Origin of the sequence: Vulcanococcus limneticus LL, from assembly GCF_002252705.1 — a bacterium.
GTDB lineage: Bacteria > Cyanobacteriota > Cyanobacteriia > PCC-6307 > Cyanobiaceae > Vulcanococcus > Vulcanococcus limneticus.
In genome coordinates this window covers 1-12,643 of the sequence record NZ_NQLA01000005.1, presented here as the reverse complement: position 1 = coordinate 12,643, position 12,643 = coordinate 1, and the positions used below count along the sequence as shown (strand labels likewise).

15 protein-coding genes are annotated in these 12,643 nt (G+C 65.7%); 11 read left to right on the top strand and 4 right to left on the bottom strand.

Annotated elements, in window-relative coordinates; all coding sequences use genetic code 11:
- The first annotated feature begins 110 nt into the window (after positions 1–110).
- Both CJZ98_RS04200 and CJZ98_RS04195 read left to right on the top strand, forming a co-directional pair.
- On the top strand, positions 111–797 hold the full coding sequence (locus CJZ98_RS04200; RefSeq protein ID WP_094588680.1) for a molybdenum cofactor guanylyltransferase: 687 nt from the start codon (positions 111–113) through the stop codon (positions 795–797).
- 9 nt (positions 798–806) lie between these two features.
- A complete protein-coding gene (locus CJZ98_RS04195) occupies positions 807–1,916 on the top strand; it encodes a GTP 3',8-cyclase MoaA (RefSeq protein ID WP_094588678.1) in 1,110 nt (369 codons plus the stop codon).
- A 211-nt stretch (positions 1,917–2,127) separates the two neighbouring features.
- Here the strand turns inward: CJZ98_RS04195 and CJZ98_RS04185 are convergent, their stop codons facing one another.
- The 3 genes from CJZ98_RS04185 to CJZ98_RS04175 are packed head-to-tail and all read right to left on the bottom strand — an operon-like array spanning position 2,128 to position 3,556.
- Complete coding sequence (locus tag CJZ98_RS04185; protein WP_094588676.1) at positions 2,128–2,670, bottom strand: HPP family protein; 543 nt, start codon at positions 2,668–2,670, stop codon at positions 2,128–2,130.
- Complete coding sequence (gene moaB, locus CJZ98_RS04180; protein ID WP_232756207.1) at positions 2,667–3,197, bottom strand: molybdenum cofactor biosynthesis protein B; 531 nt, start codon at positions 3,195–3,197, stop codon at positions 2,667–2,669. The genes CJZ98_RS04185 and moaB overlap by 4 nt, the downstream gene beginning before the upstream one ends.
- 20 nt (positions 3,198–3,217) lie before the next feature.
- Positions 3,218–3,556, bottom strand: coding sequence for a winged helix-turn-helix transcriptional regulator (locus tag CJZ98_RS04175; RefSeq protein ID WP_094588889.1), 339 nt, complete (start codon positions 3,554–3,556; stop codon positions 3,218–3,220).
- A gap of 117 nt (positions 3,557–3,673) precedes the next feature.
- Here CJZ98_RS04175 and CJZ98_RS04170 point away from each other — a divergent pair, with 117 nt between their 5' ends.
- From CJZ98_RS04170 to CJZ98_RS04130, 9 genes are all read left to right on the top strand, one after another.
- On the top strand, positions 3,674–4,381 hold the full coding sequence (locus tag CJZ98_RS04170; RefSeq protein ID WP_094588672.1) for a glutathione S-transferase family protein: 708 nt from the start codon (positions 3,674–3,676) through the stop codon (positions 4,379–4,381).
- 7 nt (positions 4,382–4,388) lie between these two features.
- Positions 4,389–5,450, top strand: coding sequence for a GNAT family N-acetyltransferase (locus CJZ98_RS04165; protein ID WP_094588670.1), 1,062 nt, complete (start codon positions 4,389–4,391; stop codon positions 5,448–5,450).
- A gap of 12 nt (positions 5,451–5,462) precedes the next feature.
- Entirely contained in the window at positions 5,463–5,744 is a 282-nt protein-coding gene (locus CJZ98_RS04160; protein ID WP_094588668.1) for an antibiotic biosynthesis monooxygenase, read from the top strand.
- Positions 5,745–5,824: 80 nt separating this feature from the next.
- Positions 5,825–6,208 (top strand): NADH-quinone oxidoreductase subunit K, encoded by a 384-nt coding sequence (locus CJZ98_RS04155; RefSeq protein ID WP_198537476.1) that lies wholly within the window; start codon positions 5,825–5,827, stop codon positions 6,206–6,208.
- Positions 6,205–7,350: a monovalent cation/H(+) antiporter subunit G gene (locus tag CJZ98_RS19320; RefSeq protein ID WP_094588666.1), complete on the top strand. Its 1,146-nt coding sequence runs from the start codon at positions 6,205–6,207 to the stop codon at positions 7,348–7,350. Before CJZ98_RS04155 ends, CJZ98_RS19320 begins: the two co-directional genes overlap by 4 nt.
- Positions 7,343–7,858, top strand: a complete 516-nt coding sequence (locus CJZ98_RS04145) for a hydrogenase subunit MbhD domain-containing protein (RefSeq protein ID WP_094588664.1) — start codon at positions 7,343–7,345, stop codon at positions 7,856–7,858. The genes CJZ98_RS19320 and CJZ98_RS04145 overlap by 8 nt, the downstream gene beginning before the upstream one ends.
- Positions 7,855–8,526: an MnhB domain-containing protein gene (locus CJZ98_RS04140; protein ID WP_094588662.1), complete on the top strand. Its 672-nt coding sequence runs from the start codon at positions 7,855–7,857 to the stop codon at positions 8,524–8,526. Before CJZ98_RS04145 ends, CJZ98_RS04140 begins: the two co-directional genes overlap by 4 nt.
- Positions 8,527–8,810: 284 nt before the next feature.
- Entirely contained in the window at positions 8,811–9,296 is a 486-nt protein-coding gene (locus tag CJZ98_RS04135; protein ID WP_094588660.1) for a VOC family protein, read from the top strand.
- A 503-nt stretch (positions 9,297–9,799) separates the two neighbouring features.
- Entirely contained in the window at positions 9,800–11,185 is a 1,386-nt protein-coding gene (locus tag CJZ98_RS04130) for an alpha/beta hydrolase family protein (RefSeq protein WP_094588658.1), read from the top strand.
- 181 nt (positions 11,186–11,366) lie between these two features.
- Here CJZ98_RS04130 and CJZ98_RS18165 read toward each other — a convergent pair whose 3' ends face one another.
- Entirely contained in the window at positions 11,367–11,849 is a 483-nt protein-coding gene (locus CJZ98_RS18165; protein WP_157910862.1) for a hypothetical protein, read from the bottom strand.
- Positions 11,850–12,643: the final 794 nt, after the last annotated feature.

The following is a 12,643-nucleotide window of genomic DNA, read 5'->3' as shown; positions in this document are numbered from 1 at the left end:
GGTTGTTACGAACGCCGCGCACCCCGCTCGCCAGGATCAGCCCCCACCGGGAGGCACCTCTGACCCTGCCGCTTCGCTGCTGCCTGCTGAGCGGCGGGGAGAGTCGGCGCATGGGGCGCGACAAGGCCCTGCTGCCCCATCCCAGCGGAGACACCTGGCTCGAGCGCAGCCTGGCGCTGCTGGCGGAGCTGGGGGCACCCGTGACCCTGATGAGCCGCCACCGGAGCCACGGCGCCCTCGCCCAGGCCTGGGCGGACCGGGGTTCCGGGGGTGTGCGCTCAGGCAGCGCCGCTCAACCGGTGGAGCCGGCGCTGGAGATCGTGCAGGAGCCGGAGCCCTGGCAGGGGCCACTGCTGGCCCTGGCGCGGCTGATGCAGCGATACCCCAGCGAGCGGCTGCTGCTCTGTCCGGTGGACATGCCCTGGCTGGACATCGCCACCCTCGCGGATCTGCGGGCGGCCGCAAGCGCCGATCCCGCCCGCATCCACACCGCCCACGACGGCAGCCGCCTGCAGCCGCTGCTGGGCCTCTACCCCGCCGATGGGCGGCATCGCCGGTCGCTGGCGGCCTTCACGGCCGCCGGGGGGCGCAGCCTCCAGCGCTGGCTGGTCGCCGTGGATCACACAGCGGTGGGCCTGCCCGCCGGGCCACTGCGCAACGCCAACCACCCGGCGGATCTGGCGGATCTGATGGGTTCTGCGGGTCTGGAGGTGGCCCCCGCCAATGGCGGTCCGGCAGATCAGCCGCTGCCGGATCGACAGCGGCTGGATCGACAGCGGCCACGACCCACTGCCTAGCCTCCGCCGATGGCCGCCCCCCTCCTGGATCGCCACGGCCGCCCCCCGGGGGTGCTGCGCCTCTCGCTCACGGCGCGCTGCAACCTGGCCTGCCCCTACTGCCTGCCGGACGACCGGGATCCCCCGGGGCTGCTCAGCACCGGCGAGCGGGTTGCGCTGGTGACGGCCGCGGTGGGGCTGGGGGTCCACAGCCTGCGACTGACCGGCGGCGAGCCGCTGCTCCATCCCCGGCTGGAGGAGCTGATCGCGGCACTGCGGCCCCTGCGGGACGCTGGCGGGCTGCGGGAGATTGCCCTCACCAGCAACGGCAGCCTGCTCAGCGCCGAGCGGGCCCATGCCCTGCGTGCCGCCGGCCTGGACCGGATCACCCTCAGCCTGGACGGGGCCGACGGGGCCAGCGTGGCGCGGATGGCGGGGTTTGGGGCGTCGGCAGCGGCACCCGGCCAGGGCGACGCGCTCCTGGCCAGGGTGCTGGCGGCCATCGAGCACGCCCGTGCCGCCGGCTTCGATCCGAGCTCCGGCCAGCTCAAGCTCAACAGCGTGATCGCCCGCGGCCGCAACGACGACCAGCTGCTTCCCCTGGCGGCCCTGGCCCGGGAGCGCGGGCTGGAGTTGCGCCTGATCGAGTTCATGGACGTGGGTAGCCGCAACGGCTGGAGCCCGGAGCAGGTGCTGCCGGCGGCCGAGATGGTGCGGCGCATCGGCGCGCGCTGGCCCCTCGAACCCCTGGGCCGCCCCAGCCACGGCACCGCCAGCCGCTGGCGCTACCGCGATGGTGGCGGCGCCGCGGACCAGGGGAACGGTCCAGGCGGCAGCCATCTGGCGGTGGTGGCCTCGATCAGCGCCCCCTTCTGCGGCGACTGCAACCGGCTGCGCGTCACCGCCGACGGCATGGCCTACACCTGCCTGTTTGCCTCCAGTGGCACGGACCTCAAGCCTGTCCTGCGCGGCGGCCCGGCGGGCCCCGACGCCGCGGGCTTGAGCAACGTCCTAGCCGCCCTGTGGCGTCAGCGCGCCGACCGCTACAGCGAGGAGCGCAGCACCGCCCTGGCGTACGGGGCCAGTCCAACCTCCACCCGACCACAGCCCCACGCTGAGATGGCCTACCTGGGGGGGTGAGCCGGATTCCCGCCACCACCTGGTTGTGGCGGCCCGTGGCCCGCAGGAGCTCAAGGTCCTGGGGCAGGCCGCCCTGGGCCAGGGTCGTGACCACGCAGCGCGGACAAGCATCGTCGACCCGCAGCACCAGGCCGTCACCCAGGAGCAGGCTGCGAACGTGCCGCTGGGCAACGCCAGCTCGTTCACCACCTCCTGGAACGCCCGTTCCTTCCTACAGCCAGTGGTGGGGGTAGGGCAGGGCGCCCCGCACCCAGCGGCTGAAGGCCCAGGCCAGCAGCACCAGCAGCAGCGAGCCGCTGAGCACCGGAAACACCACAAAGGGCAGCTTCGCCCCGAGGAACACCCCCAGAAAGGCCAGGCCACCGGCGGGCGGATGCAGACAGCGCAGGAGCTGACCCAGCAGGATCGTGAGCCCTACCACCAGGGCGATCACCAGCGGTCCGCGGCCCCCCAGCCCCACCGCCGCCACCGCCAGCAAGGCGCCGATGGTGTTGCCCAGCACGATGTTGCGGGGCTGGGCCAGGGGGCTGGCGGGGTAGCCGAACAGCAGCACGCTGGAGGCGCCCAGGGGCGCCGCGATCAGCAGCTTGCCGCTCCAGGCGCTGAGCAGGCTCAGCAGGCCGATGGCCGCCAGGGCCCCAAGCCAGGTGACTCCCACCTGGCGGGCCCGGAAGCGCGGCTGATAGGCCCGGCCGCGGCGGCGCTGGCGCCGCAGCAGCACCGCAAGCCGGCGCCAGCCCAGGCTCGTCGTCATGGCGCAGCGGGCCGCTCGCTCGACTCGGTGAGCCGCGGCAGCAGCTGCACCAGGTTGCAGGGGCGGGTGGTGGCGTCGAGCTGGGCGCGGATCAGCCGGTCCCAGGCGGTGGAGACGGCATCGAGGGAACCCGGCAGCACGAAGATCACGGTGCCGTTGGCCACGCCGGCCAGACAGCGGCTCTGCAGGGTGCTGGTGCCGATCGTCTCGAAGGAGAGCACCCGGAACAGCTCACCGAAGCCCTCGATCGTCTTGTCGAGCAGGGGCGCCACGGCCTCGGGGGTGCCATCGCGGCCGGTGAGGCCGGTGCCGCCGGTGCTGAGCACCACCTGCACGGTGGGTTCGGCGATCCACTGGCTCACCACGGCGCGGATGGCGTAGCGATTGTCGGGCACGATGGCGCGGGCCGCGAGGCGATGGCCCGCCGCCGTGAGCCGTTCGAGCAGGGCATCCCCGGAGGGATCGCCGCTTGCTGGGTCGGCGCTGCGCCGATCCGACACGGTGAGCAGGGCGATGGCTAGCGACACGGCCACGGGCGGCTGGGGGGTCATTGTGCTGCGGGTCGGGTGCCGGCGATGTGGCGGAGGCCCCAGAGGGCGAGCACCCGCAGGACGGGGCGCAGGCTGCGGCCCTGCTCGGTGAGGCTGTAGGCCATCCGGCGCGGATGGTTGCCGTAGGGATGGCGCTCAACAAGCCCCAGCTCCTCAAGCTGGCGCAGGCGGCTGGTGAGGATGTTGGTGGAGATCCCCTCGGGGGAGGCCAGGAACTCCTCGAAGCGACTCTTGCCGAAGAAGAGCATGTCGCGGATCACCAGCAGGGTCCAGCGATCGCCGATCAGATCGAGGGTGCAGGCCACGGGGCAGGGGGAGCGAGGCGTGGGGGCCATGGGGCTCAGGGGGCGGAACAGGGCCGCGGCGGCGCCGGCCTGACTTGCATGGCGCAAGCAAACCAGCTAGTCTCACTTGCAGAATGCAAGTGAGATAGGGGCCTCCGGTCAGCCGCTATGTCCATTGAGTCCCTGAAGCTTTACCACTTCCCCGCCTCCAGAAGTGCGCGGGTCAAGTGGATGCTCCACGAAGTCGTTGGCAGCCGATTCGCGATCGAGATCGTCGATGTCTACGCAGGGGCACTGTTCAGCCCGCGGTTCCTGCGCATGAATCCCAACCACAGCGTCAGCGTGCCCATCCTGGAGATCTTCTGGTCCGATGGCAGCGCACAGCAGATGCTCGAAAGCACCGCCATCGTGGCCTTCCTTGCCGACGCCTATGGCGAAGCGCACCTGGCACCACCGGTTCAGGCTTCAAGGGGCCGCGCCGATTACCTGCAGATGCTTCAGTTTGGCGGCACCACCATGGACATGCTGCTCTGGCAGATCCGAATCCACGAGCACATGCTGGCGATCCAGGAGCGCGATCCCCGCACGGTGACGCGATACCGAAGCAAATTTGCCACGGAGATTGAACCCCAGCTTTGCCAGCGCCTGGAATCAGCTCCCTACATCTGTGGAGAAGCGTTCACTGCCGCCGACTGCATCATGGGCCATAACGTGCTCTGGGCGCGGCGCTATGGCCTCTGCAGGGCCAGCGTCTTTCGCCGTTACCTCGCCCGCCTCGCCAAGCGGCCCGCCTGCAAGGCGGCCTTCGACGACATCGATGCGTTCATTCTGGAGGTGGCGCCCGAGCAGCCTCTCCTGACCACATTCAACGGCTAGATCCGCCATGGGCCCTGTCAACGTCGTTGCCGCTACGCCCTCCGATGCGGAGGCGATTGCCCAACTCGTCAACGCTGCCTATCGGCCCGAAGCTGGCTCGGCTGGCTGGACCCACGAAGCGGAGTTCGTGGCGGGCAGCCGTATCAGTGCCAGCCAGGTGGCCGCCATCCTGACCCGGCAAGATGCCGTGATCCTGCTGGGCCTTGAGGGCCAGGAGATCGTCGCCTGCGTGTTGATCGAGCGGCGCGACAGCGCGAGCTCGATCGGACTCCTCGCGGTGACTCCTCGCCATCAAGGCAAGGGAATGGGCACGCGGTTGCTCGATCATGCCGAGCGCTACGCGCGCACAACCTTGGGCTCCGAGCGGTTCACGATCTGCGTGCTGACAGCAAGGACCGAGCTGATGGACTTCTATGGCCGGCGAGGCCATCAAAGAACTGGCATTATCGCCGATTACCCCCGCTTGGCTGGGGTGGGGATGCCCATCATCCCGGACCTCAAGACCGAAGCATTGACGAAGCTCGCTGGCCATCCAGCCGAGCCGGACCGTTCGCAGGATCCAGGCGAAGGGGTGGGTCATCGGCCCGTGCCAACGGCCGTTGTGGCGGCAGAGGTGGCCCCACGCACCAAGCCATCGAGCTATCCAGAACCCTTTGCCTCCCGCATGGCCGGCCGGACAAAGCGGACCCTCGGCGAGGTGTTTGGCCTCGCAAATTTCGGTGTCAACCTCACAACGCTGGAGCCGGGATCGATCTCGTCGCTGAGGCATGCCCATTCGACACAAGATGAGTTCATCTACATCCTGGCCGGCCATCCCGTTCTTGTGACCGACCAAGGGGAAGCACAACTTTCGCCTGGCATGTGCGCCGGATTCAAGGCCGGCGCCAGCAGCGCCCACCATCTGATCAATCGCTCACAGGAGGACGTGGTTGTGCTTGAAGTGGGAGACCGTAGCCCGGGGGATTCCGCGGTGTATCCGGATGACGATCTCCAGGCACTTTTCGTGAACGGACTGTGGGAATTCACGCGCAAAGACGGATCTGCCTATGGCATGATCAGCTCGCCCTGAACCGAGTGCTCCATGCCCTACGTTCTAATCCTCCACGAGGTTGAATCCTATCCGGCATGGAAGCTTATTTTCGATCAGGCTGCGGACATCCGCAAGCAGGCCGGCGAAATCAGCTACCAGCTTTTTCGCCACGACACAGATGCAAATAGCATCGTCCACTTCTCGCAGTGGTCGTCGCTGGATGGGGCCCGCCGCTTCTTCGAATCGCCGGAGTTGGTGGAGATCCGTACCCGGGCAGGCGTGAAGGCCCCACACTTTCTCTACCTGGATGAGATCGAGCAGGGCGTGCTGTAGCCAGCGGCACCAGCTCACCGCCGATCTCAGCGGAATGACCAGTTCGGGCCATCATGGGGTGACCCTCGCAGCCCAGCGCGATGCATCCGTATGCCGTGCTGGAGGCCCTGGTGCTGGCCACGGTGCTGATCGGCCTGGTGGCTCTGCTGCGCCATCGCAACCTCTGGATGAAGTTGCTCGGTATGGACGTGATGGGCACCGGGGTGATCGCCCTGTTCGTGCTGGTGGCGGCCCGGGGTGGCCTGCGCACGCCGATCCTGCCGCCGGGCTCTCTGCTGGCGGACCCGGCCCAGCGCTGGGCTGACCCCATCCCCCAGGCCGTGATCCTCACCGCGATCGTGATCGGCTTCTCGGTGCAGGCGCTGCTGCTGGTGGCCACCACCCGCCTCGCCCGCCTTGACCCCAGCCTCGACGTGGAGAGCCTGGACGCCCTCGCGGCCGATCCGCCGGCGCCGCGGCCATGACAGGCCTGGTGATCACCTGGCTGGTGGCCCCGTTCCTGGCCGCCTTCCTGGCCGCCCTGAAGCCCCCGCTGGCCCGGCCGCTGCTGCTGCTCAGCTCGGCGGCCACGGCCGCCATGGCGGCAGCCGCCCAGCAGGGCTGGCTGGCGGGCCCGCTGCAGCTGCTGGGGCCCCTGGGGGTGGCGCTGCGCCTGGACGACCTGGCCGCGCCGTTCCTGCTGCTCAACGGCCTGGTGGTGGCGGCGGCGGTGCTCCAGGGATGGCGGCGCCCGGGATCGGAACCGGCCCTCTTGCTGCTGCTGGTGCTGCAGGGGAGCCTGAACACCGCCGTGGTGGCCGTGGATCTGATCTCGATCTATGTGGCCCTGGAGGCGGTGGGGATCGCGGTGCTGCTGCTGGCCCAGGGCCGGGGTGAGGGTGCGATCTGGCTGGCCTTGCGCTACGGGCTGGTCAGCAACACCGTGATGCTGCTCTATCTGATCGGTGCCGCCCTGATCTATCAGGAGCGCCACAGCTTCGCCATGGCCGGGGTGGCGGAGGTGGGGGGCCTGGCGGTGGCGCTGATGGCCCTGACCCTGCTGGTGGTGGCGATGACGGCGGCCCTGCTGCTGCCGGTGGCGGGGGTGTGCCGGCCCGGCCCGATCTGGCAGCGGCTGGCGGCCCTGGCCAGCCTGTCCACCAAGGCCGCGGTGCTGATGCTGGTGGTGTCGGTGCTGCGGGACGATCCGATGCTGGGGATGGTGGGGGTGCTGGTGCTGGCGGTGGGCAACGCCGGCCTGCTGCTGCTGGGCCAGCTGCTGCGGCAGGGGGGGGGCATGATCGCGCTCGGCAGCTGGGGCAGCACCGTCGTGATGGCGCTGGGGGTGGCCTTCTGGCTGTGGGGCAGCTGGCCCCTGTTGGGGCGCGCGAGCGTCCTGCGCCAGCTGCATGGGCTGTCGGTGGCGGACGGGCTGGGTTCGGCGCTGATCGTGGTGGGGCTGCTGCTGCGGCGTCCGCCGGAATGGCCCCTGCTGGTGCTGGCGCTGGGGTCGTTGCTGGTGTGGAACACGCTGCTCAGCGCCGTGCTGGCGTCCAGCGCCCACGGGGCCCGGCGGCCCGAGGCGTCAGCGGCTCCCCTGGAGAGGCCCCCGGATCCCCATGGATGAGCTGACCCTGCTGCTGCCGGTCATGGCCCTGCTGCCGGTCACGGCGCTGCTGTGCGTGGGTCAGGCCCGGCCCGCCACGGCCCTGGTGCTGCGCGGCATGCTCGGCGTGGTGGCGGCCCTGGTGTATGCGCTGCTGGGGGCCGCGGATGTGGCGCTCACCGAGGCGCTGGTGGGAACCCTGCTGGCCACCGCCTTCTACGCGGTGGCGCTGCATGCGTCGATGGTGCTGCGCCTGGGGGTGCCGGCGGGGACGGAAGCGGAGACGGGGACGGAGGCGGAGTTGGAGGCCGTCCTGCGCCGCTGGCTGGAGCAGGCCCAGCTGCGGCTGGAGCTGGTGCCGCTGGAGCCCGGCGGCGAACCCTGGCCGGCGGAGCTCCATGGCCTGCTGGAGCCAGGCGGGTGCCTGCGGCTGCGCACCCACCATCTCGGCCAGCGCCTGCTGGCCCTGGAGGGAGCTGAGGACTGGCAGCGCCTGGGCGGCACGCTGTGGCTGGAGGAGCGGCGATGAGGGCCCTGGTGCTGGTGGCGGCGGCGCTGCTGTGCCTGGCACCGCTGCTGCCGCCGCTGGCGGGTGCGCTGCCGGCAGCTTCAGACAACGCCGCCCTGGTAAGCCAGCTGGCGGCCGAGGCCGGGGTGCCTAACACGGTGTCGGGGGTGATCCTGCACGTCCGCCTGTTCGACACCATCGGTGAGGTGGTGGTGTTCACCCTGGCCTCGCTCGGGGTGGGCTGGATGCTGCGGGGCGAGCGGGTCCAGGGCCCGATCCGGGACCTGGACGACCCGGTGGCGATCGAACTCTGCCGCCTGGGGGCCACCCTGGCGACCCTGGTGGCGGTGGAGCTGGCCCTGCGGGGTCACATGTCGCCAGGGGGCGGCTTCGCGGCGGGGGTGGCCGGGGGCACGGCCCTGGGGCTGGGGCTGCTCAGCGGCCGGGGCCGGCAGAGCGAAGCGCTGCATCATCGCTGGCGTGTGCCGCTGCTGGAAAAGACGGCGGTGCTGGCCTTCATCGCCATCGCCCTGCTGAGCCTGCTGGGGCTCCCCCTGCCGGAGGGAACATTCGGCACGACGGGCAGTGGCGGCTGGATCCCGCCGTTGAACGTGCTGATGGCCCTCAAGGTGACGCTGGGGTCGTGGTCGATGCTGCAGTTGTTTGTGCGCTATCGCGGCTGGCCATGAGGGTGGCTTGGGCGATTCCACACTGGGCCCGTATGGCGGTAGGCACAGGCTGTTCACGGGTTTGGAGAAGAAGCTCTCATTCCAGCGAGCCACCCGAGGCCAATTGCAGGCCAATCCTTGTTCTTCAGCACTCAGAAGCAACTACTCCAGCTGCAGATGTCGCCGAGGATGGGACTGCTGAGAAGGGTCGCGGAACCAGCCGATGGCAAGTGAGGCCGTCAACGCTCACGCATACCCACGCTACGGTCAATGGCTGAATCTTTCGATCTCATTGGAGAAGCACTATGGCAACGGTTGCGAAGAACATGATTTGCCTCTGGTATGACGGAGATGCAGAAGACGCAGCAGGATTTTACGCCGCTACCTTTCCGGGCTCTTCCCTCGATGCAGTGCACCGTGCGCCGGGAGACTTCCCGTCGGGCAAAGAAGGTGATGTGTTGACCGTGCTTTTCACTGTGATGGGCATTCCCTGTCTTGGGCTTAATGGAGGACCTGCGTTTAAGCACAGCGAAGCCTTCTCCTTTCAGGTGGCTACCGACGACCAAGCAGAAACAGACCGTTACTGGAACGCGATCGTCGGCAATGGCGGCGAAGCGGGCTCCTGCGGCTGGTGCAAGGACAAATGGGGAGTGTCGTGGCAGATCACGCCGCGGGCTCTCACTGAAGCGATAGGCGATGGCGATCCTGCTGTCGCCAAGCGTGCGTTCGACGCGATGATGACAATGGGAAAGATTGATATTGCCGTGATCGAAGCGGCGCGCCATGGCTGACAGGCTGGTGGCCTAGCATCCAGACGTAGAAGACGGGTCTATGAAGTATCATTGATGTCCAAGAGTTAATGCGCGCTTCTGATCTGAAGCTCTAGATTGAAGAGGCTTCCGGAGGTGGCACCGTCTTGACGCCAAAGCGCAACTACTGAGTGACGGATTAATCGAGACGGACCACCATCTACTTCGATCCGGAAGATCGTCGTGAACCGCGCCGTAAGGCCGCTACCTGTATGGGCCAGCAGTGTGCTTGAAGCGGGTGCACTTCGGCTGCCATTGATGGTGTGAAGATAGGTCTATGTTGTTGCTGTTCCAAGGAAGAAGGCCAATTCTAGGAGAATCGCTGGATGTGAGGCTCGTCTTTATGGCTTTGACGGAAAACATGGACAGGAATCGACAGGCATCTGGTCAATTCACTGGGTTCACCGTATAGGCAGCCTTTGGTAAACCCTGCCAAAGCCAGTCGACTAAGTCCTTGCTAGAATCCATGTAATCCTTGGCGGCTGATGAAAAGCTACCGTTCTGAATCCCGATCAAAGATAAAGCCTCAAGAGCCGTCGACCCTGACTCGGTGTTGCCAGTTCACTCTTCTTGCCTCTGCTGTTGTTGCAATCGGCAGTTGCTCTGTCAATCATATTGTTTCCAGCCGGGCCAAGTTTGGTGTGGCATGGAAAAGCGTTGACTGCAAAACCTTTGACGTGCCTGCCTCCATTGCTGCCAAGTCAGATTGTGGATACGTCACCGTCCCCGAACAGCACGATAAACCCGAGGGGCGTACCATCCAGCTTGCTGTTGTGCGTACCCGTAGCACTGGCAATGCCCCGGCTGCCGATCCATTGTTTGTCGAACAGGGTGGCCCTGGCGACTCAACTATCGGCGACATCGCCGATGGAGCCTTGCCAAAGTATCCCGAGCTCCCGGCTTTGCTAAAGAGCCGCGACTTGATCTTCGTAGAAGAGCGGGGAACACGGTATTCCAGGCCTTTCTTATCCTGTCCAGAGCTGAACGCTCACAATATTGCTGTGGCCAAGGGGCAAAGAGACTACACCGATTCGGGCTGGATCAAAGGGTGCAATGATCGCCTTAAAGCTCAAGGCGTTAATCCCAGTGCCTTCAATACTCGCGAGAATGCGGCAGATATCTATGCTGTAGCCGAAGCGATGGGCTACTCACGCTTTAACTATTACGGCGTTTCCTATGGCACGTTGCTGGGGCAGTATGTCATTGTCCAGGCAGACAAGCACAAATCTAAACTCCGCAGCGTGATCCTGGATGGAGTGGTCAGGCCAGATGTTGATTTTAACCTGGCGGCTGGTCATACGATTAGCTATGCCCTGAGGAATGTGTTTCATGCCTGCGCACAGGATCAAGAATGCAGCTCGACCTATCCCAAGCTGGAACAGAGATTTCTGAAGATCGTCGATCAACTCAACCAGAAACCCCTGCCTCTGACCCTGACCATTCCCTCCAGTAAAAGGACATTCACTGCCCAGCTCGATGGCAATGCCTTTGTCATTGGCATCGAGTCTTATCTAGCTCGGCCCTACTCAGGTGAAACCGCCCGTGGTAGTTCCCTGCCCAAGTTCATCCATGCCGCGAGCCAGGGTGACTTTGCTTGGATTGCAGCATCACTTTCAGATCTGGAACCTAGGGGGGCGAGGGAGATGTATCACACTGTTCTCTGTGCTCGGGCGAAATCAATTCGTGTTTCGCCTGACCAAGTGCTGCCGCCACCCTATCCACAGTTGGTCCCCTTGGGCATCCGCGAAGCAGAAGCGGTGAAGAAAGCTTGTGACGTTCTCCAGGTCGAGCTGAAGCCGCCCTTTGTCTCCGGTAATCCGGAAATTCCCCTCCTGGTGTTGAACGGCTCTTACGATCCGGTAACGCCCTAGCCCTACGGTGAAGCCGTGGCTAGGAGCATGAAAACCTCCTATGTTTACACCTTTCCTGGTGTCGGGCATGGGGCGTTGTTTGCGCCACGGGGCGTGGCTGCAGAAGCATGTGTGACTAAAATCGCTGCTGACTTTTTGGCGAACCCTGAGCAAACGCCCGATAGCCGCTGCCTAACCCAGATCAAGCCTGCGTTTGTCGTTGAGTAACTCCGGTTCTTGAGCTGGTGATTGCTGGCCACATAGGTTGCATTGATGCATCCACCTCTGCCTTCACCGGCTTTTCGAGAGTCAAGTATTCGGTTCTCGCGGCTTGAGGCGTGGCTAATCTATGGCCCGCGCACGCAGTCTGCCGGAACCAATTGTTCTGAGCATAGAGGTTGTCGGCAGGGTGCGATGGGTGGTATTGGCGGAACAGAAGTTTTCCGATAGTCAGTCCGGCCGACGCCGTCTCGCGCATCTTTCTTGGGTGGTAAGTCGCTTTTGCTTCCCGTTTTATTCGGGTAATGGCTTTGTGTGTTCCGGCGTTTATTCCAGCGGCGGGGTTCTCTTTCGCCAGGTGCCATTGCGGCAGTGAGGATAAGGCGAATCGAAGCCCAAAGGCTGTCCACCAATGTGCTACTGGTGATTTGTTGTGCTCCCCGACGAACTCGATGGCGTTGCTCATTGATCCATGCGTTCATGGTCCCATTGATTCAGGTTGTTCTGGCCGGCAAACGCGTGGAGCAACAGGCTGATGAGGGGCTTCTCTATCGGCAGGCGCTCTTCGTCAATCCCGAGGGTGGGCCTGCGATGAGCCCCGTCTGGCGTAGAAGCATGAACAGCTTCCGCGTGGTGACTCTGTCATTCCAAGACTCACCCCTCGGTATCGCCAGTTGGTTGCCGCCGCCGCCGCGTCGAAGCCAGTTCACCACTGACGCTCGCCTGCTGACAGCAGAGCCTTTCTCCAGGCGGTGGAGCGCAGGCCAGCCTGGATGGCTTCATCGCCCCGAGAGCGGCGCGATCGACTGACTCGTGGAAGCCAACGCGACTGTCCTGCGGGGCGATGATTGCGGCTATGCCGAGTTCACGGCCAGCGTGGATGTTCTGATCACGCGACGCCACACCTACGATCAGGTGACCGGCTTTGATCTCTGGCCCTGTGCAGGCAACAGGGTTGTGATGTTCAACTCCAGGCCGATCGCCCTCAGCCATGGTCCGGGGATTCAGCTGCATGCGAGCTCGGAGCCGCCAGCAGACCTTCTGCGTCGCCTGAGTTCAGAAGGCTGCCAGCATGCCTACGTGGGGCCTCCTGAGAAAGTCGGAGCCGCTGCCGCCAATACAGATTCTGGCAGTCAGGTGCCTTGCTGAGTGATTATCAAGCCGCAGCTGTCTCAACGCTTGATGGCAGTTTGTTGCGCCTCAGAGCTACAAGCTGGCTGCTCAGAATCTGCAGCCAGAAGGCAAACAAGGCAAAAAGAA